The organism is Ureibacillus sp. GCM10028918, assembly GCF_042666115.1.
In the GTDB taxonomy this organism is placed as follows: Bacteria; Bacillota; Bacilli; order Bacillales_A; family Planococcaceae; genus Ureibacillus.
This window is the reverse complement of the sequence record NZ_JBHTFK010000005.1, coordinates 612,615-635,461: the sequence shown is the minus strand read 5'-3', so window position 1 is coordinate 635,461 and position 22,847 is coordinate 612,615. Positions and strand designations below refer to the sequence as shown.

Genomic DNA, 22,847 nt, shown 5'->3' with positions numbered 1-22,847 from the left:
AGGGGGAAGTTTCTTGAAATTACGTTCACAAATGCCTAAGTTCAATGGTGAAGCCGCCTGGTTAAATGGAAGTGTCAAACAGGAAGAATTAGTGGGTGAAAAGCCAACGATCATCCATTTTTGGTCCATGAGCTGCCATGAATGTAAAGAAATCATGCCGCAATTCAATCAATTTAGAGAGAGATTTGGTGAGCGTGTGAATTTTATAGCAGTTCATATGCCTAGATCGAAAGAGGATACGGATATAGGAAAAATAAAAAAAGCAGCCCGTAGATATAAAATAACACAACCTATATACATCGATAATCAATTGACGCTTACAGATACTTTTAATAACCAATATGTACCTTCTTATTATCTATTTGATCAAAAAGGAGTGCTCCGTCATTATCAATCTGGAGGAAGTGGCATGAAGATGCTGGAAAAACGAGTACTTCGAGTTTTGAATGAAGAGTAAAGAAAAAATAAGAAGTGTAGACGCATTGTTAATAGTCTACACTTTTGTAACTTATACCGACTGTGATTGTGCAAGCTTCATTAAATAATATTGTTCTTCCCTTGCCATATGATCAGCCATCAAAGCAGAAAATATCCCTAAACTTTCCGCATTGAGCTCCATTTCCTCCAGTTCATTTAAAAATGTTTTAAAAAGATTCATCTCTAATTCCACATCTTTATTAAACTTGGCAAGCGCAGGAAATTTATGGATGTTTGTTCGTAAAAATCCAGTTAATTCCACAGCTTTTAAATAAAAATGGTCAAAATGCTTTGTAAAAGTTTGACTCTTTTCTTTCAGTCTTCTCTCCACACCATCTAGGCGGTCGTTAATAGCGCCTGCATGGCCAGATGCATCTATTAGCCAAAGTAAATGGTGGTGAAGTTCATGGAATATGGGTGGTACTTTTCCTAGCTTAAGGTAACTAATAATTCGTTGATATTCTTCCAATTCATTTACCATGTGATTAACAAAGCTTGGAGTAAGATGGATTTTCATTTCTCCAGTAATATGGCGTCCAATAATTGACAGTTTAAATGCTTTTAATTGGTTCACTGGTTCTTCCACTTGGTTTGTGTAAGAAAGAATTGTAGATTCATCTTGCTGATTCAAATCGTTATACAAATAATCAAATACTTGAATAAATTGAGTAGCTTTTGCGATATCCTCTTGCTCAGATGGATAAAGAGAGTCATGAATAAATCGGGAATGGTCGCCCAAGATCCTTAGCCAAAACTGATGTTCAAACACAGCACTTTCAAAAAAGAGAGCCAAGCTGTTTACGCCTCCTTAGTTAGTACTACAAAATAAGGTATTCATTTGGTTATAAGTTTATTAAAGAGTTGGTCTTATTCCTTTTACTTATAAGGCTTATAATTTTTTTGAAATATTCATTGGGGAGAGTTAGGGGTAAAATATAAGTTAAATAGGAGGGGTTGCCATGGTAAAAGCAGTAAACGATCAGTGGAATGCCAATTTATATGACCAAAGCCATTCATTTGTATCTCGGTACGGTAAGGATCTGGTACAACTTCTGGCTCCAAGAGAAAAGGAAAAGATACTGGATCTTGGTTGTGGTACAGGAGATTTAGCATATAAAATTTGGACTTTGGGTGCTAATGTGACGGGCGTCGATAAATCGATCAATATGGTCGAACAGGCGAGAAGTAAGTATGAAGATATAACTTTTGATGTAAAGGATGCAACCGAATTAGAATATAAGGAAGAGTTTGATGCCGTATTTTCCAACGCCACACTGCATTGGGTAAAACCCCCAGAAAAAGCTCTATATTGCATCTACAGGAGCTTAAAACATGATGGACGATTTGTTGCAGAATTTGGTGGGAAAGGAAATGTACAAACCATAACTAATGAAATAATTAGTGAAATTCAAGCAGAGGGAATGGAGTTTAAGGAAATTCAGTTTCCATGGTTTTATCCAAGTATAGGTGAGTATACAACATTAATGGAAATCGCGGGGTTTAGAGTTACATATGCCGAGCATTACAACAGACCAACAAAATTAGACGGAGAACAAGGTTTAAAGAATTGGATCAAGATGTTTGGCGGACAATTATTTAGCGGTATTGATGAACAACAAAAGCAGGACATTATTAGCCGTGTTGAGAACAATTTAAGAGAGGTTTTATTTACAGAGGGAAATTGGCATGCAGATTATAAAAGAATTCGTGTGGTTGGTAAAAAAGAAGCGAATATAAATCTTTAGCAAATTTTTCAATGGATATTTGTACAAAATAATGACACTAAGTTAAAATAGTAGCATTGATGATTTTGTACGGAGGGTTATGATGAAAAAAGAATTTGTAGTTGTAGGTTTAGGGCGTTTTGGTGGCAGTATCGTTAGAGAGTTGATCCGTCTCGGAGCAGACGTTTTAGCCATTGATACTCAAGCAGAGCGTGTAGATGAATTTGCTAGGATTGCAACTCAAGCAGTTATTGCAGATACGACGGATGAAGAAGTGATTATATCCTTGGGTCTTCGGAACTTTGAACACGTTATTATTGCGATTGGCGAGAATATTCAAGCCAGTATTTTAACAACGTTAATCTTGAAGGATCTCGGGGTAAAACAGATTACAGTTAAAGCCCAAAATGATTATCACGCAAGAGTACTCCATAAAATTGGAGCAGATCAAGTGGTGCATCCAGAGCGTGATATGGGGATTCGAATAGCGAATAATATGATGTCGAGCAATGTTCTGGATTATTTAGAGCTATCAGACGAACATTCCATTATGGAGATTCGAGCAAATGACCGAATTGCTGGTTTTTCACTAATTGATCTAGACATCCGAGCAAACTATGGTATTAACATCGTCGGGATAAAAAGGGGAGAATCCATAGTCATCTCCCCGGCTGCGGATGACAAAATATTGCTGGGTGATATATTACTTGTAATTGGCGCAGACGTTGATATTAATCGATTTGTCAAAAAAATGATGAGCTAGTAGTGCAGTATCTAAATTCATGACGATTTATACGGATTTATATGTGTCGATGACTAATATCCAATCATTGGCGAATATTATAGATACAATAAAAAAAAGTTGTCCAATATTGGACAACCTTTTTTATTACACTTCCATAATAATTGGTAGTATCATTGGACGTCTTTTTGTTTTCTCAAATAAATACGGTCCTAAAACGTCAGTAATTTCATTTTTCATTTCTGTCCATTGAGTAGACTTCACTTGAACCATTTCATTTAAATGGCTATTTAACATTTTTTGGGCTTCACTAATTAGTGAGCCTGATTCGCGCATATAAACAAAACCACGTGAAATAATGTCGGGTCCAGAAACAAGTTTTTGTTTTTTCATATCAACACTTACAACGACGATGACCAATCCTTCTTCAGATAGGATGCGTCTGTCGCGTAAAACGATATTACCAATATCACCAATACCGCTTCCATCAATATAAACATCTCCAGAAGGGATTTTACCAGTAACCTGAGCTTCGTTCGAGCTTAAAGCAAGTACTTCGCCATTTTCCATGACAAATGTATTGTTAATCGGAACATCGCAATCCTCTGCTAGTTTAGTATGCATTTTTAACATGCGATATTCACCGTGAATCGGCATGAAGAACTTCGGCTTCATTAAACGGAGCATCAACTTTTGCTCTTCTTGAGATCCATGACCAGATGTATGGATATTATTCAAAGAACCATGGATGACTTCGGCACCAGCACGGAATAAAAGATTAATAATTTTATTGACACTCATTTGATTTCCTGGAATTGGTGAAGAAGAGAATACAACAGTATCTCCAGGTTGAATCTGAATTTGTCTATGTGTACCATTCGCAATTCGTGATAAAGCCGCCATTGGTTCACCTTGTGAACCTGTACATAAAATCAGTACTTCATTAGCTGGCAAACGATTGATCGTTTGAGCATCGACAAATGTCTCTTTTGGTGCTGTAATATAGCCTAATTCACGTCCGATTGTAATGGCATTATCCATTGAACGTCCAAATACGGCGATTTTACGACCGAACTGCGCTGCTGCGTCAGTTACTTGCTGTAGTCGATGGATATTAGAAGCGAAAGTCGCAAAAATTATACGACCATCTACTTTACGTAAAATATCATCAATGCTTTCGCCAACTTTACGTTCAGACATTGTAAAATTCGGTACTTCTGCATTTGTACTGTCAGAAAGTAAGCAAAGGACACCATCACGACCGATTTCAGCCATTTTAGTTAAGTTCGCAGGTTCACCAACTGGCGTGAAGTCGAACTTGAAATCTCCGGTATGAACAATATTGCCGGGTGGTGTTTTCACAACGATACCATATGCATCTGGAATACTGTGAGTTGTACGGAAGAAGCTAACTGATGTTTTTCTAAATTTGATGACATCGTCTTCTTTGATTTCAATAAGCTTTGTTGTACGCAATAATCCATGCTCATCTAGTTTATTTCGCAATAATCCCAGAGCAAGCTTCCCACCATAGACCGGAATATTTAATTGGCGTAATAGATAAGGAATTCCGCCAATGTGGTCTTCATGTCCGTGGGTGATAAATAAACCTTTAATTTTATCAACATTTCGTACTAAATACGTGTAATCCGGAATAACATAGTCGATTCCTAATAAATCATCATCCGGAAATTTGATTCCAGCATCAATGACAATAATTTCATCCTGGAATTGTACTGCATATGTGTTTTTTCCGATTTCGCCCAGTCCGCCGAGAGCGAATACCGCTGCTTGATCATTTTTTACAAATTTCATAATGATCTAAGCATTCTCCAACTGAAAGTTCGGGCTATTTTTTTCATATTCTAAATAATTGCCCTCAAGTAATTGGATATACTCGATATTGTAGTTACGATCTTTAAGATAGCTGCGGACTTCTCTTTCTGAAGCTGCTTCTAAATAAAGACTTTTAGTATTTTCGCGAACTGGTACTTCTTGAGCATTGTCTTGGTAATAAACTTTGTAAATCATGATTTCTCTCCTTTAATTAACGTACATTTACGTGCATCGTTTCGATTATTTTAAAGTGAACTACTTGCCATAAAAAGAGTAGCGTAACAATTGCATAAGATAAAGATAATAAAAAATGATATATCAAAAGCTACCGATTTTGCAAAAAGCTTTATCTTCTTTTCAATAATTTTCTTAACACGAAAAAACACTTGTACCCATTTTACCATCAATTGGTTAAAGAGTCTTGTTCTACTGTTAAGGTAATTGAAATTTCGAAAAGAACAGTATAATTTAGACATTGATTTTGTATGATTGGATAGAGTTTGTCTTTTCTATAATGAAAGAAGATAAATGTCAATAATCTTGGTTAAAGATGCATTTCCTTTATATTATCATGCGTCTGTCTTAAAATAAAGAAAAGCCCTCCAATTTGAAGGGCTTAAGCAATTGATTTTTTTCCGAGGATTCCATTTAATCGTTTCAAAATTCTCTTTTTGAGTCGCTTTAACATGGCGGATCACTCCTAACTTAGAGAATAATGACTTTTTCTATATGTAAAGTATTTTCCGTTTACATATAAATATGTGTAGAGTGGGGTAAGAAATGACAAGTATAATATTTTTTGATGTTGACGGGACTCTTTATAATAGTGAGAAAAAAATTCCCGATTCTGCAAAAAAGGCGATTGAAGCAGCACGAAACAATGGTTATGAAATTGCGATTGCAACTGGCAGAGCACCTTTTATGATTCAAAGCATATTAAAGGAGCTGGAGATTGATACATACGTTACTTTCAATGGTCAATATGTCGTATATAAAGGCGAAGTAATTTATACAGATAGTGTACCGAAAGAATATTTAGCGAAAATTATCGATTTTGGACTAGAGCGAAATCATCCTGTCGTGTTTATTGATGACAAGGAAATGGTCGCTTCGATTGAAGGACATTCCTTTATCGAACAAAGTTTAAATACCTTAAAATATTCATATCCCTATAGCAATCCGTTATTTTATGAATCTAATGAAGTGTACCAAACTCTAATTTTCATGGAAGAATCGGCCGAACCATTGTATAGAGAGACGTTTTCGGAAGTCAATTTTGTTAGATGGCACCCATATTCATGCGATATTCTGCCAAAAGACGGTTCAAAAGCAAGAGGAATTAAGAAATTATTAGAAAGAGTAAATATACCGATTGAAAAAGCGATCGCTTTTGGTGATGGATTAAATGATATTGAAATGCTTCGTGAAGTTGGCACTTCTGTTGCTATGGGCAATGGGGTAGAAGAGGCAAAGGCAGTTGCTGATATTATTACGGATCATGTGGATCGCGATGGTGTAGCAAAAGCCATGAAAATCCTTAATATCATTTAATCTATGTAAAACTTGCACCATATGATTATAAAAATACCTTTCTTAATTAGTCTATGTAGTATGTTTTAGAATGCTTAGACTATAAATAAAATATTTTGTTAATAATGAAGGGGGCGTCTGAAAATAATTGTGAGACGCCCCCTTTACTATTATTAAATGACCTACTCTTCACCAAATGGAAATGAATTTTGCTCTTGTTCGAATGGATTTTCGCTATTTATGTGATCGTAAAACATAACCCCGTTTAGGTGGTCTAGTTCATGTTGGAAGGCAATGGCCGGGAATCCCTTTAGACGCATTTTCTTTTCTTCGCCATCAACTGTCAAGAACTTAACAGTAATTCTAGCGTATCGAGGGACAAACCCTGGGATTGACCGGTCAACTGAAAGACACCCTTCACCAGAAGGAAGGTATGTTTTTTCTACAGAGTGACTAACGATTTTAGGGTTAACGGCAACAAAGCTTAATTGTTCTCCTGTATCATCTTCTAAATGTAGGGCAAACATTCTTTTTAATGAGTTTACTTGATTGGCTGCCAACCCAACTCCAGGACGAAGACCATACTTTTCGGAAAGTTCAGGATCTTGACTATTGATGAGGTATTCCAGCATATCACTTGCCAGTTTTCGGTCATCGTCAGATAAGGGAAACTTAACTTCCTCTGCTTTTGTTCTTAAAGTAGGGTGGCCATCTCGAATAATATCTTCCATTAAAATCATACTTAAACTTCCTTTCAATAAAAAACTATCTACTTAAATTATAGTAGTAAACTTTGCTTATCGCCAAGTATTCTTAATCTTTGTTTTAATGCACATTTCTAGTTGAACAGTAGCCCAGTTTTCTTTGTTTGCAAAAAACTGATTTTATCTTCTTTCAAAAATATCATATGTTGCTTTTTTTTGCTTTAGAAAAGTTTAGTTATAATAGTATATGTGAATACAAATAAAAACGAATCTGGTGGGGAAAGTTATTTGAGGAAACTAATAACTACATGAGTTGCCACTTTCTGTTGTAATACAGTTTCGCTATTAATATATAACAGAATTAGAAAAATAGATGAAGAACCATTAAGGAAAAAAGTGCAAAATAAACAGAAATCAATGATTGACCGAATGAATTTATTTTTATATACTCAATTTAACAAGTTGTTGTACTAATATTTTTGAAATTTATTTTAATACAGTATATAAGGAGAGGTGCTATATGGGAGAAAAATCTTTAAAACAATTTGAACCAGCTGCTACTTTAGAGTCAATCGAAAATAAGTTTGAAATGTTCCAAATCTTAAATGAAGAAGGAAAAGTTGTGAATGAGGATGCAGTTCCGAATTTATCTGACGAAGAGTTAGTTGAGCTGATGTCACGTATGGTATATACAAGAATTTTAGATCAACGTTCTATCTCATTGAACCGTCAAGGAAGACTAGGTTTCTATGCGCCAACTGCTGGGCAAGAGGCATCTCAATTAGCTTCACACTTTGCATTAGAGAAAAATGACTGGATTCTACCAGGTTATCGTGATGTGCCGCAAATCGTTTATCATGGTTTACCGCTTTGGAAAGCTTTCCTATTTAGTAGAGGACATTTTGTAGGAAATCAAATTCCGGAAGGTGTAAACGTTCTACCGCCACAAATCATTATCGGTGCTCAATACGTTCAAACTGCAGGGGTTGCACTAGGTATTAAAAAACGTGGTACTGCTGATGTTGCAATCACTTATACAGGTGACGGCGGTTCTTCTCAAGGCGATTTCTATGAAGGAATCAACTTTGCAGGTGCGTTCAAGGCACCAGCCATATTCATTGTACAAAATAACCAGTTTGCTATATCAACACCACGTGAAGTACAAACAGCAGCAAAAACAATTGCACAAAAAGGGATTTCTGCTGGTATCCCAAGTGTATTAGTAGATGGTATGGATCCACTTGCTGTTTACGTGGCGACTAAAGATGCACGAGATCGTGCGGTTAGAGGTGAAGGTCCATCATTAATCGAGACAATGTGTTATCGATATGGTCCACATACAATGTCTGGTGATGATCCAACACGTTACCGTACTTCAGATATAGATAATGAGTGGGCAGCAAAAGACCCAATCGTTCGTTTCCGTATCTACTTAGAAGGTAAAGGTTTATGGAATGAACAAAAAGAAACAGAAGTAATTGAACAAGCGAAAGAAGAAATTAAAGCGGCAATCAAAAAAGCAGATGAAACACCTAAACAAAAAGTTACTGACTTAATTTCAAATATGTATGAAGAAAAACCGTTTAATCTACAAGAGCAATATGAAATCTTTGAAGCGAAGGAGTCGAAATAACCTATGGCACAAATGACAATGATTCAAGCGATTACGGATGCACTCCGTTGCGAATTAAGAGATGATGAAAATGTTTTAGTGTTCGGTGAAGACGTAGGTGTAAACGGTGGTGTTTTCCGTGCAACTGAAGGTCTTCAAAAGGAATTTGGTGTAGACCGCGTATTTGATACACCACTTGCTGAATCTGGAATCGGTGGTTTAGCAGTAGGTTTGTCATTAACAGGTTACCGTTCTGTTCCTGAAATCCAATTCTTCGGCTTCGTATTTGAGGTAATGGACTCAATTAGTGGACAGTTAGCTCGTTATCGCTACCGTACAGGAAATACTTTCAATATGCCTGTAACGATTCGTTCTCCATTCGGAGGCGGCGTTCATACACCTGAAATGCACTCTGATAGTTTAGAAGGTTTAATGGCACAGCAACCCGGGTTAAAGGTAGTTATTCCATCAACACCGTACGATGCGAAAGGATTGTTAATTTCGTCGATTCGCGATAATGATCCGGTAATTTTCTTAGAACACTTAAAATTATATCGTTCTGTAAAGGAAGAAGTACCTGAGGAATCATATACAATTCCACTTGGAAAAGCGGATGTGAAACGTGAAGGAAGAGATTTATCGATCTTTGCTTATGGCTTAATGGTCCACGAAAGTCTAAAAGCAGCTCAGGAGCTTGAAAAAGAAGGGTACTCGGTAGAAGTGGTGGATTTACGTACGGTTCAACCACTAGATATAGAAACGATTATTGCGTCAGTTGAAAAAACAAACCGTGCAATCGTCGTTCAAGAAGCACAAAAACAAGCAGGTATTGCTGCAAACGTTGTAGCTGAAATCACAGAGCGTGCCATTTTAAGCTTAGAGGCACCAGTATTACGAGTAGCAGCACCCGATACAATTTATCCATTCCCACAAGCCGAAAACATTTGGTTGCCAAACTATAAAGATATTCTAGAAACTGCGAAAAAAGTTTTAACGTTCTAATCATAGGAAGAAAGGGTGAAAAATATGGCGTTTGAATTCCGCATGCCTGATATTGGAGAAGGTATACATGAAGGTGAAATCGTAAAATGGTTCGTTAAAGCGGGCGACAAAATTCAAGAAGATGATGTACTATGTGAAATTCAAAATGATAAAGCAGTTGTAGAGATGCCTTCACCTGTAGAAGGAACAATTCAGGAAATCCTCGTTGAAGAAGGTTCAGTCGCAGTCGTAGGCGATGTCATCATTCGAATTGATGCACCTGGCTACGAAAATCTTCAGTTCAAAGGTGACGATCACCACAAAGAAGAGTCAACTTCTACTACAAGTGCTCAAGTTCAAGGTACTGCTGAAGATGGCGACCCGATAGAAAAAGCACCAGTAGAAGGAGATTCTAAAGAAGATCCAGCTGTTGACCTTTCAGCAGACTCTACGGAAAATGCAAAACGTATCATTGCGATGCCATCCGTTCGTAAATATGCTAGAACAAAAGGCGTCGATATTCAGCTTGTCAGTGGTTCAGGTAAAAATGGACGTATTCTGAAAGAAGATATTGACAACCACTCAAATGGTGGAGCAACAACATCTAAAGCTGAAGTTGTAGAACAAACACCTGTGGTTGAGGCTACAACATCTAATGAAGAAACTGTGACTACAAGTGGTCAAGTCAACTTGGAAGGGGAATTCCCGGAAACTCGCGAGAAAATATCTGGAATCCGTAAGGCCATTGCTAAAGCCATGGTTCACTCTAAACAAACTGCACCACATGTTACTTTAATGGACGAAGTAGATGTAACAGAATTGGTAGCACATCGCAAAAAATTCAAGGATATTGCATCAGAAAAAGGAATCAAATTAACTTATCTGCCATATGTAGTCAAAGCGCTAGTTTCTACATTACGTGAATACCCTGAATTCAACCGTTCATTTGATGATGCAACAAATGAAATTATCCAAAAGCATTACTTCAACATCGGAATTGCTGCAGATACTGAAAAAGGATTACTTGTACCGGTAGTAAAACATGCTGATCGCAAATCAATATTCAATATTTCTGCTGAAATTAATGAATTAGCAACAAAAGCTCGTGAAGGTAAACTTTCTCCAAATGAAATGAAAGGCGGTTCATGTTCAATTACGAATATTGGGTCTGCTGGAGGTCAATGGTTTACACCAGTAATTAACCATCCTGAAGTAGCGATTTTAGGAATTGGAAGAATTTCTGAGAAACCAGTGATAAAAAATGGTGAAATTTTAGGTGCACCTGTGTTAGCATTATCTTTGAGCTTTGATCATCGAATGATCGACGGAGCCACAGCACAAAATGCTTTAAATCATTTAAAACGTTTGTTAAGTGACCCGGAACTTTTATTAATGGAGGCGTAAAAAATGGTAGTAGGAGATTTCGCAATCGAAATTGACACTTTAGTCGTAGGGGCTGGACCTGGTGGATATGTTGCAGCAATTCGTGCAGCTCAAACTGGTCAAAAAGTTACAATTGTAGAAAAAGATGTAGTAGGTGGCGTTTGCCTTAACGTAGGATGTATTCCTTCAAAAGCGTTAATTTCAGTTGGTCACCGTTTCGAGCAAGCACAACATTCAGAAGATATGGGTGTTTTCGCTTCTGAAGTTAAACTTGATTTTGAAAAAGTACAAAACTTCAAAAACAGTGTAGTTAATAAATTAACTGGCGGTGTTGAAGGGCTGCTAAAAGGTAATAAAGTTGACATCGTTAAAGGTGAAGCATACTTCAGTGATGCAAATACAGTTCGTATTATCAATGGAGATTCTGCTCAAACATATACTTTCAAAAATGCGATTCTAGCAACTGGTTCTCGTCCTGTTGAAATTCCAACTTTCAAATATACAGAACGTGTACTTAACTCCACAGGTGCTCTTAACTTAAAAGAATTACCGAAAAAATTAGTTGTTATTGGTGGCGGATACATCGGTACAGAATTAGGTTCTGCTTTTGCAAACTTCGGTACTGAGGTAACAATCGTTGAAGGCGGAAAAGATATCTTAGCTGGCTTCGAAAAACAAATGACAGCAATCGTGAAAAAAGGCCTAAAGAAAAAAGGTGTTACAATCGAAGTAAACGCATCTGCTAAAGGTGTAGAAGAAAACGAAAATGGCGTTATCGTTACTTATGAAGTTGGCGGAGAAGAGAAAAAAGTTGAAGCTGACTACGTATTAGTAACTGTTGGTCGCCGTCCAAACACAGATGAAATCGGATTAGAGCAAATCGGTATCGAGTTTGCTGAACGCGGTTTAATCAAAGTTGATAAACAATGCCGTACAAATATACCAAACATCTATGCGATTGGTGATATTGTTGATGGTCCACAACTTGCTCACAAAGCATCTTACGAAGGTAAAGTTGCTGCTGAAGCAATTGCTGGTGAACATTCGATTGTTGACTACTTAGCAATCCCGGCTGTATGCTTCACAGATCCAGAAATGGCTACTGTTGGTTACAGTGAAGAATCTGCAAAAGCTGAAGGCTTAGAAGTAAACGTTGCAAAATTCCCGTTTGCAGCTAACGGCCGTGCATTAGCTTTAAACCAAACTGAAGGTTTCGTTAAACTAGTTGCACGTAAAGAAGACGGTTTACTGGTGGGTGCTCAAATTATTGGGGCTGGTGCTTCTGACATGATTTCTGAGCTTTGCTTGGCAATCGAAGGCGGCATGACTGCTGAAGATGTTGCACTAACAATTCACCCTCACCCTACATTAGGGGAAATTACAATGGAAACTGCTGAAGTACTTCTTGGCAACCCGATCCATATTATTTCAAAATAATCTTTTAATCTAAACGCATTATGCTACAACCTTTTGTAGCTAATGTGTTTTTTTTATATTGAGGAAAACAAAAATTTTAACTTGAATCAATTTTTTTTATTCTATATCTAGCTAAATTATCAAGTCTTTATATGCTAGATTGCCCTGAAGTGTTTTCAAGAGTAAATAGGGAGAAATAGATCATTGTTGCTTCAAAAATATATTGCAAAGCTACAAAAAATTTAAAAAATTCTTTATAATGGAATTATTAATGATTATATTCGGGGGATTAAATGAAGCTAGATTCCATGCAATCGAAAATATTTTTATATAATATTATTATTATTTTTTTACTCTCTGTTGCTATCGGGATATCTTTTTATCTCACATTATCCAATGCTATTAAAGATGAAATTGGAGCCAAGGCATTGCAAATCGCAAAAACTACTGCAATACGTGATGATGTTAAAGCAGGTTTTAATTCTAATAATCCTTCTGATATTTTACAACCCATCGCTGAAGAAATACGTAAGGAAACAGGTGCTGAATATGTTGTAATTGGAAATCTTAATGGGATACGTTATGCACATCCAGTCGAAAGTCGAATTGGACAAAAGATGGTAGGAAATGATAATAATGGAGTGCTAGAAGAGGGGTTATCTTACATTTCAGAAGCAACGGGTTCGCTTGGGCCGGCCATAAGAGGAAAGACGCCTGTGTTTGACGATGATCATCAAATTATAGGTGTAATCTCGGTAGGGTATTTAAAGAAAGATATTAGCGATATCTTCTCTAAATATATAGATAATATTGTTTGGATAATTGCTTTTTTTATTTTCGTTGGGTTGATTTTTGCTTCACTTTTATCTACTAGAATAAAAAAAGATTTACTAAATTTTGAGCCAATCGAGATTGCAGAACTTTTAAAACAACAAAACGCACTAATTGAATCAGTTCGGGAAGGAATTATTATGGTCAATGATGAAGGGATAATTACTGTTCTGAATTCTGCAGCATATAAGATGTTATCGAATGGGGAAGAGATTCAACTTGTGGGAAAACATATTCGCAACGTATTACCAAACACGCAAATGGATCAAATTTTATCAACTGGCGAAAGACATCTCGATCGTAATATGGAAATCAACGGAAATAAAGTATTGGTAAATCGAATTCCAATATTGAATGGAGATAGAGTAGTAGGGGTTGTCTCGAGTTTTCGCCTGCAATCTGAAATTGATCGACTGTCTATGGAACTTTCGCAAGTAAAAAAATATACGGAAGCATTAAGAGCTCAAACACATGAATATAATAATTTTTTGTATACAATATCTGGACTTATTCAACTACAAAATTATAAAGAAGCTCTTGAGTTAATTCATAGTGAACGAGAAGCGCAAGGGAATTTAATTCACTTTATTTCAGATCGACTGCAAGATCCGTTTATAAGTGGCATCTTAATCGGTTTTTTCAACCGAGCCAAAGAGTTAAAAGTAAGATTAATCTTTGATGAAGATAGTAAACTTAAATCTTTACCTAAACATATTCATAAACATCTATTTGTTTCGATAGTTGGAAATTTAGTGACAAATGCATTTGAAGCAGTTGAACATCTGCCTGAAGAACAAAGACTGGTTCGTATATTAATACTAGATAACGGAAAAGAGCTATTGATAGAAGTAGAAGATAGTGGGAAAGGAATTGATAACAAAGTTAAAGATATTCTCTTTGAAAAAAGAGTTTCAACAAAAGGGGTAGATAATGGTCGGCATGGCTTTGGTCTAATGAAAATCAAAGAGAATCTCCTTGAGTTAGGAGGAGAAATATATACGGAGAATGGTGATCTTGGGGGAGCGCTATTTATCGTTGTGGTACATAAGGGGGAGAATGAGCATGAAGGACAAAATAGAGGTGTTAATTGTTGAAGATGATAAAAGAATCGCAACTATTCATCAAAAATTTTTAAGTAAAATTGAAGGTTATGAATGCATTGGGGTAGCCCATAACGGAGAAGAAGCATTTGAATGGATTGAAACTGTAAAGCCAGATTTAGTGCTGCTGGATGTATACTTTCCTGACTTATTGGGTACAGAAGTCTTAGACTATATTAAAGTTAATAGTAGAGAGACTGATATTATATTTATTACTGCCGCATCTGAATCAGACATTTTAAAGAAAGCATTACGAGGCGGAGTAGTAGATTATTTATTAAAGCCAGTAACATTTGAAAAATTTGAAGAATGTATGGAAACCTATCGTTCCAAAAGGAGACTTCTTGAGAAAAATTCGTCCCTTGAGGAAAATGAAATTAAAGAACTATGGAATGTATCGAAACCAATACAGATAAACGAAATAACACCAAAAGGAATCGATGTCATTACAAATGGGAAAGTATTTGATTACTTGCGAAGATACCCAGAAGGAATAACAGCAGAAAAACTAGGAAAGGATTTAGGATTGAGTCGTTCAACTGCACGTCGGTACTTAGAATATTTAGTTTCAGAAAGTAAAGTGTATACAGATTTAATTTATGGGACGGTTGGTAGGCCGGAAAGACGATATATACCAGAAAAAGCAATATTGTAGATAAAGTTGGTAACTCAATACTCGTTTAATAGACGAGTTTTTGAGTTGCTTTTTTATTTTTGATTAATTTTTTTACTTGAAAAGCACAAGGCAAACTGCAATATTCATTCCAATATACCTTTCGTGAACAATATGAGCAAAATCAAGTTTATGGAAAAAATATCAACTTATTAGCGTTTTATTGTAAAAAGTATGCGCTTTCATTAAGTTATTTATATACATTTATATTGAAAAGTGAATGTATAAAAAGGGGGAAAATAAATAATGAAGAGGATAGTATTAATTTGTTTGGCTATTTTTATGGCTGCAGTTCTTACAGCATGTCAAGGGGATACAGGTGGAACTACAGAGGCTGAAGGTGCTTCTGGATATCCAGAAAGCAATATTACGATTGTAGCGCCATCAGGAGCTGGTGGTGGCTGGGATTTAACAGCACGTGCAATTGCCAAAGTTATGTCAGAAACAGGTTTAGTTGAAAAACCGATTACAGTTGAAAATAGAGCAGGTGGCGGTGGAGCTGTGTTTATGGCTGAATATGCCACAAAAGAAGCAGAGAATGATTATATGCTCATGGCTAAATCACCTCCTATTATCATTAATAATTTAAAGGCAGAAGGAAATAGTCCTTATGGTTATAAAGATACTACTCCACTTGCACAATTAACGCGTGATTATGGTGCGATTGTTGTAAAAGCTGATTCAAAATTTAACACATTAACTGATTTGTTAGATGCTATTAAAGCAGACCCGACATCTATTACTATGGCAGGTGGTTCAGCGCCTGGTTCAATGGACCATCTGGTAGGGATCTTGCCAGCATACGGATACGGGATTGATCCTAAAATTGTAAAATATGTGTCTTATGATGGCGGCGGTGAAGCGATTGCAGCATTATTAGGCGGCAATGCTGATGCCATAGCAACAGATGCATCCGCCATTGGTGAATATGTCAAATCTGGAGATGTAAAAGTGCTAGCAGTAAGTTCTACTGAAAGATTATCTGGTGAATTGGAAGAAGTTCCAACATTCCAAGAGTTAGGTATTGATGCAGAGTTTACAATCTGGAGAGGATTATTCGGTCCTAAGGATATGTCTGAAGAGGCAGTGAATTATTGGACTGCAAAGTTAAGTGAATTGGCAGAAAGTGAAGAATGGACTGCTGAATTAGAAAGAAATGGTTGGCAAAATGAATATAAAAATGCAGAAGAATTTACTAAGTTCTTAGAAGAACAAGAGACAGTGGTTAGTGAGTTGCTCGAAGCATTAGATATGCATAAATAAAGGGAAAGCTGTCCGATAAGCTACGTCTTATAGGACAGCAGTTTTTTAAATGGATAGGAATTTATAAGTTTTTCGTAGATAACCGCATAAGAAAAGACATCGATTTTCGCCATTAGGGAGATAAATCGTGGTTTTCCAAAATGAATGGAGGTGCAGGGATTGATAAAATCTTTTGATAAAATTAGCGGAATTGCTTTTTTAATTATTAGTCTATTATTTATTTCTGGAAGTTTACAGATTTCTGGCAGTGCGTACGGATCCGCGGTTGGACCAAAAACATATCCATTAATCCTGGGAATTGTTTTAGGTCTTTTAAGCTTACGTCTGTTATACGAAAGCTTTAAAAAGAATGCCGAAACTCAACATAAAGATAAATCGCAAATGTATTACAAGAATTTCGGCATCATTTTAATTTCTGCTATTTTATATGTTTGCTTATTAGAAGTTTTAGGATTCGTAATCTCAACATTTCTATTTTTGTTAGTTTCTTTCCAAGTAATGGAGAAAGGGAAAATTATATCATCAATAATAATAGCAGCAGTTTTCTCAATGGGGCTTTACTTGATGTATGTAAATCTACTTGGAGGAGCATTACCGAAATTTTCTTTATTTTAAAATGGGGGATGTAAATGGGGACAGTTCAATTCTTAATGGATGGATTTGCTACAGCATTACAGTGGCATAATATATTATTTGCACTTGTTGGCGTTATTATTGGAACGGCAGTTGGAGTTCTGCCGGGAATTGGTCCAATGAGTGGTGTGGCATTGTTGATTCCAGTAACTGCAACAATAACCTCGGGAATGCCAACTGAAGCAGCAGCAGCTAGTTCAATCATTCTTCTTGCGGGAGTATATTATGGAGCAATGTATGGGGGATCTACAACGTCAATTTTACTAAATACCCCAGGTGAATCTTCCTCCGTTGTGACAGCTTTGGATGGATATCAAATGGCAAAGCAGGGGAGAGCGGGAGCAGCATTATCAATTTCAGCAATAGGCTCGTTTGTCGCGGGAATTATATCCCTTATAGGATTAGTTTTGTTGGCTAAACCTTTATCAAGTATTGCTTTGGAGTTTGGACCAGCAGAATATTTTTCATTGATGCTTTTAGGGTTGTGTGCAGTCAGTGGTTTAGCTGGTAAATCGGTAACAAAAGCATTGATTATGACAGTTCTTGGGTTAATGCTTGGAACTATCGGGATTGATGCAGTATCGGGAATAGCGCGGTTTACATATGATATTCCAGTTTTATATGGAGGCATAGAATTTTTAACAATTGCTGTTGGATTATTTGCAATTGGTGAAGTGTTTAAGACCATTTTAGAACGTGAAGCGGACGATCAACCTATCGCAAAGATTAATCGAATACTGCCAACGAAACAAGATCTAAAAGATAGTGCCAAACCTATAGCACGAGGATCGTTCTTGGGATTTTTTATAGGAGTGCTTCCGGGAGCTGGGGCAACCCTTGCATCCTTTTTCTCTTATATAACAGAAAAAAAAGTTAGTAAAAACCCAAACTCTTTTGGAACAGGGAATATTGCTGGTGTAGCTGGTCCTGAATCAGCTAACAATGCTGCCTCAGGAGGAGCCATGATTCCTCTATTAACTTTAGGTATTCCCGGCTCAGGAACAACAGCGATTTTGATGGGTGCACTTATTATGTACAACGTGCAGCCAGGCCCATTATTGTTCAATGATCACCCTGATATTGCTTGGGGTTTGATTGCAAGTATGTTCATCGGGAATTTAGTGTTATTAATATTGAATATGCCTTTAGTTAAGGTGTTTGCGAAGATTATTCAAACGCCCAAAAAATATTTGCTGCCAATTATTATTGCAATTTCCTTCTTTGGTGTTTATGCTGTACAATATTCGACTTTTGATTTATTTTTATTAATTGCTTGTGGGGTATTCGGATATCTATTTACCAAGAATGATTATCCTGTAGCGCCATTAGTTTTAGCATTGGTTTTAGGTCCGATGATTGAGAATAACATGCGTCGGGCACTTACTATTTCCAACGGAGAGTGGAGTATATTTGTGACAAGTCCTTTATCGTTAATATTTTTAATCATTGCAGTTGCTTGGATTGTAGTTCCGCTTATTTTAAAACTTTTAGGGCGAAATGTAATAATCAATGACGAAGAATAATAGGGGATGAGATGAAGAAGTAGAAGTTACTTCTTTGTCCCATCTTTTCTTATTTCGGGAATTTTCTCTTAATTTATTAAGTTTTATTTCGAAGAGTTATAGACATTGTTATACTTGAAGAGTAAAATATCGTTTATTAAGGGGGGTGAATGGCAATAAAAGTGGTTGCGCTTAGTTATTGCCTGCTGATGAGAATCATGAGGACCATCGCTCAAATTCTAATACTTTATGTTTTTTACTATATAGGGGTTTTTATTGTCGAAATAACTGGACTGCCTCTGCCAGCAAGCATTCTAGGTTTAGTACTCTTAGCTTTCTGTCTGCAAATGAAATGGGTGAAGGTGGAATACATTCGAGAGGGTGCTGGGTTTTTAATTGCCTTTATGACACTATTTTTTATTCCTCCGATTGTAGGAATCATTGATTATCCTCAATTATTATCGGTAGAAGGTTTTCTCCTGCTGGGGACAGTTTTTGTGAGTACGTTATTTGCCATCTTAATATCGAGCAAATTTAGTGAAATCATTGAAAAAAAAGAATTGGAGCTAATCGAGAAGAAAGAATTTAGAATTGCTATAAGAAAAGAAAAAAAACTGGTTCAGCAACCTCTATCAGAAGAAGATGGACCCTCGAAGGCTGAAAATCAACCCGTTCCCGTTTCTTTAGATAAAAACAAACCACAACACAATGAAAGCTTAAAGGAGGCTGGGGCACTTGAAAGCAATCATCTTCGTCGTTAGTACGATAGCTATATTTGCAATTATGTATAAGATTCATAGAAAGTATCCATATCCATTTTTATTGCCGATTTTAACGACGACAATTGTAATAGTTGTTGTTTTATTAGTTTTTCAAATTCCGTTTTCGGATTATATGGAAGGCGGGAAATATATCCAGCACCTATTAGGCCCAGCTGTTGTTGCTTTAGCTTATCCTTTATATAATCAAAGGAAACTGATTATGAAATTTAAATATACGATTCTATCGGGCATTCTAGTAGCAATGATCAGTGGATTAATAAGTGTCTATGCCATGTTGAAATTAATGAAAATGGATACTGATTTAATCTTAACGTCTTTGCCAAAATCGCTCACAACTCCTGTAGCAATGCAAGTGAGCGAAACAATTGGAGGTATCGCACCTCTGACTGCTGTTTTTGTAATGATTGCTGGTTTCACAGGTGCACTTTTTGGCCCAGCTATTTATAAGTATTCAAAAGTAACTTCTTCGATTGGCAGGGGAATTTCAATGGGGAGTGCCAGCCATGGAGTAGGGGTTACAAAATTAAAGGATTATGGAGAAGAAGATCTGTCAGTTGGTTCTTTATCAATGGGTCTAAGTGCCGTGGTTGGTGCAGTAATCTGTCCAATCTTTGTATTCCTCTTTATATAGAAGTGTCAAAATGTATCGAAAAGATAGACTTATATAAGAAAACACGATTTTCCGCTAGTTAATAGGGAAGAATCGTGTTTTTTAATGTAGAATCATTGGGAATTTTAAATGATTGGCATACGCTCTTTGATCACGCGAATCGTTTTAAGAGATAGATCTTCTGGACCTTGAACAGGTAATCCTGCCTCAATATTCTTTTTGATATACTTAATAATATCGTCGGTAATTATTTCCCCGGGAATGAATATTGGGATCCCTGGAGGATAAACCATGATAAATTCTGCGCAAATATACCCAACTGATTTTTCTAAAGGCATTACTTCTGTGCTAGCGTAGAATGCATCACGTGGTGTCATTGCTAGTGCAGGGATATCCGGTACATTAACAATTGTCTCTTTTTGAATCGCCTCTGATTCGAAAGTTTGCGACATTCTTTGCAGTGCATTGATAAGAAGGTTTATTTCTTTCTTAGTATCTCCTAAAGTGACAAGACAAAGGATATTGTATAGGTCAGATAATTCAACTTCGATATTGGCATTAAAGCGTAACCATTCCTCCGCTTGATGACCTGTAATTCCTAAATCTTTAACACTAATTAGGATTTTTGTTGGATCCATATCATATGTTGCAGACGAGTGAAGTTTTTCTCTTCCCGCTACTTTTAAATGAGGAATTTTATTAATTCGTTTTCTTGCGTCCTTTGAAAGACGAATTGCCTCATCGATTAAATCATACCCATGAACCGCTAATTGGCGTCTTGCACAGTCTAACGAAGCTAAGATTGGATATGATGTTGACGTCGTTGTCAACATTGACAGAACAGATTGTACTCGATTTACCGATACAAGTCCTTCCCGTACATTCAATACAGAGCTTTGTGTCATTGACCCACCAAGTTTGTGAACACTTGTTGCAGCCATATCAGCACCTGCTTCCATTGCGGATAGCGGCAGCTCATCATGGAATTTGATGTGTACTCCATGAGCTTCATCCACAATAACAGGGATGTTGTGTGCATGTACGATATCAACAATACGTTTTAAGTCAGTTGCAAAACCAAAATAAGTAGGGTTAATTACTAACATTGCTTTTGCATCAGGATATGTTTTTAATGCTTTTTCGACAGATTCTGCAGAAATACCATGTGCAATTCCATACTCTTCATCAACTTCTGGATGGATAAAAATTGGAATGGCCCCAGATAAAACAATAGCAGACATTGTTGATTTATGAACATTCCGTGGTACCAATATTTTATCACCTGGACTAACGACGGATAAAATCATCGTCATGATGGCGCCACTAGTACCTTGAACGGAAAAGAATGTATGGTCAGCACCAAAGGCTTCAGCTGCTAAACTTTGTGCTTCTTTAATCGCGCCTTTTGGTGAATGTAAGTCATCTAGTGGAGCAATATTGATTAAATCAATTGATAAAACGTTGTCGCCGACGAACTCACGAAAAGCTGGATCCATTCCTTGACCTTTTTTGTGTCCGGGAATATGGAATTGTATTGGATGTCTATTTCGATGTTTGAGTAGTACGTCGAACAATGGAGTCTCTAACTGTGACAACGCAGGTACCACCTCGCTTTATATAATTTTGAAAACAAAAAGAATTATAGCATCTATTGTACTTCATGACTACAAAAATTAAAGGATTTTTTTCTATTAAAGAGAAGTATTTATTTAATGATTGCAAAAAGGGGTTGAAGTATTGAGCTGGGATACTAGAATTTCACGATTACTAGGAATAAAATATCCAATCATACAAGGGGGCCTAGCATATCTAGCCTATTCAGATTTAGCAGCAGCAGTCTCTAATGCGGGTGGTCTAGGTCAAATAACTGCAATGAGTTTGAAATCTCCACAGCTTCTAAGAGAGGAGATACATAAGGTTCGCCAAAAAACGGATCAACCATTTGGCGTAAACTTTGCTATTGGGATGCACGGTAAAGGGTACGAAGAAATGGTCAAAGTTGCAATAGAAGAAAATGTACCTGTAATTTCAATGACAGGTGGTAACCCGGCACCGATCTTTGACTTATTAAAAGAAACAGATATAAAAAAATTGGTATTAGTAGCAGCGAGAAGACAGGCACAAAAGGCAGAACAACTTGGTGCGGATGCTGTTATGGTAGTTGGTCAAGAAGGTGGTGGCCATTTGGGGCGTGGTGATGTCGGCACTATGGTATTAGTTCCCCAAGTTGTCGATAGTGTTTCCATTCCAGTAATAGCTTCTGGTGGGATAGGGGATGGCCGAGGGTGGATGGCTGCACATGCCTTGGGAGCAGAAGGTATAGAGATGGGAACTAGATTCATAGCAACTAAGGAATGCGTGCACGCTTCTCCTGAATATATAAAAAGTTTACTAAATAGTACTGAGGCGGATACAACGATTATTAAACGATCCATTGGAGCCCCGGCACGTTGCTTGAAAAATGAGTTTACAGATATAATAATAGAAATGGAAAAAGTTTCTCCAACTTATGAGGCATTAAAAGAGTATATAGGTGGTGAAGCTAATAAAAGATTTATTTATGATGGCGATGGAGCAAATGGTTTTGGTTGGGCGGGTCAGGTTACTGGAATGATACAAGACGTTCCAACGGTACAAGAGTTAATTAGCCGTATGGTTGCACAAGCAGAAGAAATCAGAGTAAAATGGGGTCACTAAATAAGAAGGTAGGTTCTTACTATGGAATACTCATATCCATTTTCACCGGATTGGTCAACAACAGAAATTATTGATGTTGTACGCTTTTTCGAGGGCATTGAACAAGCATATGAAAAAGGAATTAAAAGAGAAGATATGCTGGCAAGATATCGTCGTTTTAAAGAAATCATTCCTTCCCAGGCGGAGGAAAAAACCGTGTTTCGTGAATTTGAAGAGGTAAGCGGTTATGTAAGCTACAAAGTTGTGAAACTGACGAAAGAGCAAGAAGACGGCAAAGTGATTAAGATGTAACAGCTAGAGGGTGATTCAACTGAGCGATTTATAGACGTTCATATGTAATCACCCACTTTT

22 protein-coding genes are annotated in these 22,847 nt (G+C 36.8%); 17 read left to right on the top strand and 5 right to left on the bottom strand.

Annotation, left to right across the window (positions count from 1 at the left end):
- Window positions 1-13 precede the first annotated feature (13 nt).
- Window positions 14-457, top strand: coding sequence for a TlpA family protein disulfide reductase (locus ACFQU5_RS06275; RefSeq protein ID WP_390285840.1), 444 nt, complete (start codon window positions 14-16; stop codon window positions 455-457).
- A 51-nt stretch (window positions 458-508) separates the two neighbouring features.
- Here the strand turns inward: ACFQU5_RS06275 and ACFQU5_RS06270 are convergent, their stop codons facing one another.
- Entirely contained in the window at window positions 509-1,270 is a 762-nt protein-coding gene (locus ACFQU5_RS06270; protein WP_390285838.1) for a DUF2935 domain-containing protein, read from the bottom strand.
- A 166-nt stretch (window positions 1,271-1,436) separates the two neighbouring features.
- On the opposite strand from ACFQU5_RS06270, the gene ACFQU5_RS06265 reads away from it, so the two are divergent.
- Both ACFQU5_RS06265 and ACFQU5_RS06260 read left to right on the top strand, forming a co-directional pair.
- A complete protein-coding gene (locus ACFQU5_RS06265) occupies window positions 1,437-2,222 on the top strand; it encodes a class I SAM-dependent methyltransferase (RefSeq protein ID WP_390285836.1) in 786 nt (261 codons plus the stop codon).
- 82 nt (window positions 2,223-2,304) lie between these two features.
- Window positions 2,305-2,964, top strand: coding sequence for a potassium channel family protein (locus ACFQU5_RS06260; RefSeq protein ID WP_390285834.1), 660 nt, complete (start codon window positions 2,305-2,307; stop codon window positions 2,962-2,964).
- A 126-nt stretch (window positions 2,965-3,090) separates the two neighbouring features.
- On the opposite strand, the gene rnjA is transcribed toward ACFQU5_RS06260, so the two are convergent.
- Together rnjA and ACFQU5_RS06250 are read right to left on the bottom strand one after the other, a co-directional pair.
- Window positions 3,091-4,758 carry a ribonuclease J1 gene (gene rnjA / locus ACFQU5_RS06255; protein WP_390285831.1) on the bottom strand — a complete coding sequence of 556 codons (1,668 nt, stop codon included), beginning with the start codon at window positions 4,756-4,758 and terminating at the stop codon, window positions 3,091-3,093.
- 6 nt (window positions 4,759-4,764) lie between these two features.
- Window positions 4,765-4,974, bottom strand: coding sequence for a DNA-dependent RNA polymerase subunit epsilon (locus ACFQU5_RS06250; protein WP_390285829.1), 210 nt, complete (start codon window positions 4,972-4,974; stop codon window positions 4,765-4,767).
- A 585-nt stretch (window positions 4,975-5,559) separates the two neighbouring features.
- On the opposite strand from ACFQU5_RS06250, the gene ACFQU5_RS06245 reads away from it, so the two are divergent.
- A complete protein-coding gene (locus tag ACFQU5_RS06245) occupies window positions 5,560-6,330 on the top strand; it encodes a Cof-type HAD-IIB family hydrolase (protein ID WP_390285827.1) in 771 nt (256 codons plus the stop codon).
- 161 nt (window positions 6,331-6,491) lie between these two features.
- On the opposite strand, the gene def is transcribed toward ACFQU5_RS06245, so the two are convergent.
- Complete coding sequence (gene def, locus ACFQU5_RS06240) at window positions 6,492-7,049, bottom strand: peptide deformylase (RefSeq protein ID WP_390285825.1); 558 nt, start codon at window positions 7,047-7,049, stop codon at window positions 6,492-6,494.
- 484 nt (window positions 7,050-7,533) lie between these two features.
- Between def and pdhA the strand changes: the two genes are divergently transcribed.
- From pdhA to ACFQU5_RS06185, 11 genes are all read left to right on the top strand, one after another.
- Window positions 7,534-8,646 (top strand): pyruvate dehydrogenase (acetyl-transferring) E1 component subunit alpha, encoded by a 1,113-nt coding sequence (gene pdhA, locus ACFQU5_RS06235; protein WP_390285823.1) that lies wholly within the window; start codon window positions 7,534-7,536, stop codon window positions 8,644-8,646.
- 3 nt (window positions 8,647-8,649) lie between these two features.
- On the top strand, window positions 8,650-9,627 hold the full coding sequence (locus ACFQU5_RS06230) for an alpha-ketoacid dehydrogenase subunit beta (protein WP_390285821.1): 978 nt from the start codon (window positions 8,650-8,652) through the stop codon (window positions 9,625-9,627).
- Between the two features lie 24 nt (window positions 9,628-9,651).
- A complete protein-coding gene (locus tag ACFQU5_RS06225; RefSeq protein ID WP_390285819.1) occupies window positions 9,652-11,010 on the top strand; it encodes a dihydrolipoamide acetyltransferase family protein in 1,359 nt (452 codons plus the stop codon).
- A 3-nt stretch (window positions 11,011-11,013) separates the two neighbouring features.
- Window positions 11,014-12,426, top strand: a complete 1,413-nt coding sequence (gene lpdA, locus ACFQU5_RS06220; RefSeq protein WP_390285817.1) for a dihydrolipoyl dehydrogenase — start codon at window positions 11,014-11,016, stop codon at window positions 12,424-12,426.
- 272 nt (window positions 12,427-12,698) lie between these two features.
- The gene (locus tag ACFQU5_RS06215) at window positions 12,699-14,330 is read left to right on the top strand and encodes an ATP-binding protein (protein ID WP_390285815.1); all 1,632 of its coding nucleotides are present in this window, start codon (window positions 12,699-12,701) and stop codon (window positions 14,328-14,330) included.
- Window positions 14,299-14,991: a response regulator gene (locus tag ACFQU5_RS06210; protein ID WP_390285813.1), complete on the top strand. Its 693-nt coding sequence runs from the start codon at window positions 14,299-14,301 to the stop codon at window positions 14,989-14,991. Before ACFQU5_RS06215 ends, ACFQU5_RS06210 begins: the two co-directional genes overlap by 32 nt.
- Window positions 14,992-15,255: 264 nt before the next feature.
- Window positions 15,256-16,272, top strand: a complete 1,017-nt coding sequence (locus ACFQU5_RS06205) for a tripartite tricarboxylate transporter substrate binding protein (RefSeq protein WP_390285811.1) — start codon at window positions 15,256-15,258, stop codon at window positions 16,270-16,272.
- A gap of 159 nt (window positions 16,273-16,431) precedes the next feature.
- Window positions 16,432-16,887 (top strand): tripartite tricarboxylate transporter TctB family protein, encoded by a 456-nt coding sequence (locus ACFQU5_RS06200; RefSeq protein ID WP_390285809.1) that lies wholly within the window; start codon window positions 16,432-16,434, stop codon window positions 16,885-16,887.
- 14 nt (window positions 16,888-16,901) lie between these two features.
- Window positions 16,902-18,428 carry a tripartite tricarboxylate transporter permease gene (locus ACFQU5_RS06195; protein ID WP_390285807.1) on the top strand — a complete coding sequence of 509 codons (1,527 nt, stop codon included), beginning with the start codon at window positions 16,902-16,904 and terminating at the stop codon, window positions 18,426-18,428.
- A gap of 149 nt (window positions 18,429-18,577) precedes the next feature.
- Entirely contained in the window at window positions 18,578-19,168 is a 591-nt protein-coding gene (locus ACFQU5_RS06190; protein WP_390285805.1) for a CidA/LrgA family protein, read from the top strand.
- The gene (locus ACFQU5_RS06185; protein ID WP_390285803.1) at window positions 19,143-19,820 is read left to right on the top strand and encodes an LrgB family protein; all 678 of its coding nucleotides are present in this window, start codon (window positions 19,143-19,145) and stop codon (window positions 19,818-19,820) included. Before ACFQU5_RS06190 ends, ACFQU5_RS06185 begins: the two co-directional genes overlap by 26 nt.
- Window positions 19,821-19,924: 104 nt before the next feature.
- Here the strand turns inward: ACFQU5_RS06185 and ACFQU5_RS06180 are convergent, their stop codons facing one another.
- Window positions 19,925-21,394, bottom strand: a complete 1,470-nt coding sequence (locus ACFQU5_RS06180; protein ID WP_390285801.1) for an aminotransferase class I/II-fold pyridoxal phosphate-dependent enzyme — start codon at window positions 21,392-21,394, stop codon at window positions 19,925-19,927.
- 142 nt (window positions 21,395-21,536) lie between these two features.
- On the opposite strand from ACFQU5_RS06180, the gene ACFQU5_RS06175 reads away from it, so the two are divergent.
- Window positions 21,537-22,496 (top strand): NAD(P)H-dependent flavin oxidoreductase, encoded by a 960-nt coding sequence (locus ACFQU5_RS06175; RefSeq protein ID WP_390285799.1) that lies wholly within the window; start codon window positions 21,537-21,539, stop codon window positions 22,494-22,496.
- Between the two features lie 21 nt (window positions 22,497-22,517).
- On the top strand, window positions 22,518-22,787 hold the full coding sequence (locus tag ACFQU5_RS06170; protein ID WP_390285797.1) for a UPF0223 family protein: 270 nt from the start codon (window positions 22,518-22,520) through the stop codon (window positions 22,785-22,787).
- Window positions 22,788-22,847: the final 60 nt, after the last annotated feature.

What these genes read in the sequence shown, in the direction of transcription:
- ACFQU5_RS06265 (WP_390285836.1), top strand. Translation starts at nt 1,437, where the DNA reads ATGGTAAAAGCAGTAAACGATCAGTGGAATGCCAATTTATATGACCAA.
- ACFQU5_RS06260 (WP_390285834.1), top strand. Translation starts at nt 2,305, where the DNA reads ATGAAAAAAGAATTTGTAGTTGTAGGTTTAGGGCGTTTTGGTGGCAGT.
- rnjA (WP_390285831.1), bottom strand. Translation starts at nt 4,758, where the DNA reads ATGAAATTTGTAAAAAATGATCAAGCAGCGGTATTCGCTCTCGGCGGA.
- ACFQU5_RS06250 (WP_390285829.1), bottom strand. Translation starts at nt 4,974, where the DNA reads ATGATTTACAAAGTTTATTACCAAGACAATGCTCAAGAAGTACCAGTT.
- ACFQU5_RS06245 (WP_390285827.1), top strand. Translation starts at nt 5,560, where the DNA reads ATGACAAGTATAATATTTTTTGATGTTGACGGGACTCTTTATAATAGT.
- def (WP_390285825.1), bottom strand. Translation starts at nt 7,049, where the DNA reads ATGATTTTAATGGAAGATATTATTCGAGATGGCCACCCTACTTTAAGA.
- pdhA (WP_390285823.1), top strand. Translation starts at nt 7,534, where the DNA reads ATGGGAGAAAAATCTTTAAAACAATTTGAACCAGCTGCTACTTTAGAG.
- ACFQU5_RS06230 (WP_390285821.1), top strand. Translation starts at nt 8,650, where the DNA reads ATGGCACAAATGACAATGATTCAAGCGATTACGGATGCACTCCGTTGC.
- ACFQU5_RS06225 (WP_390285819.1), top strand. Translation starts at nt 9,652, where the DNA reads ATGGCGTTTGAATTCCGCATGCCTGATATTGGAGAAGGTATACATGAA.
- lpdA (WP_390285817.1), top strand. Translation starts at nt 11,014, where the DNA reads ATGGTAGTAGGAGATTTCGCAATCGAAATTGACACTTTAGTCGTAGGG.
- ACFQU5_RS06215 (WP_390285815.1), top strand. Translation starts at nt 12,699, where the DNA reads ATGAAGCTAGATTCCATGCAATCGAAAATATTTTTATATAATATTATT.
- ACFQU5_RS06210 (WP_390285813.1), top strand. Translation starts at nt 14,299, where the DNA reads ATGAAGGACAAAATAGAGGTGTTAATTGTTGAAGATGATAAAAGAATC.
- ACFQU5_RS06205 (WP_390285811.1), top strand. Translation starts at nt 15,256, where the DNA reads ATGAAGAGGATAGTATTAATTTGTTTGGCTATTTTTATGGCTGCAGTT.
- ACFQU5_RS06195 (WP_390285807.1), top strand. Translation starts at nt 16,902, where the DNA reads ATGGGGACAGTTCAATTCTTAATGGATGGATTTGCTACAGCATTACAG.
- ACFQU5_RS06190 (WP_390285805.1), top strand. Translation starts at nt 18,578, where the DNA reads ATGGCAATAAAAGTGGTTGCGCTTAGTTATTGCCTGCTGATGAGAATC.
- ACFQU5_RS06170 (WP_390285797.1), top strand. Translation starts at nt 22,518, where the DNA reads ATGGAATACTCATATCCATTTTCACCGGATTGGTCAACAACAGAAATT.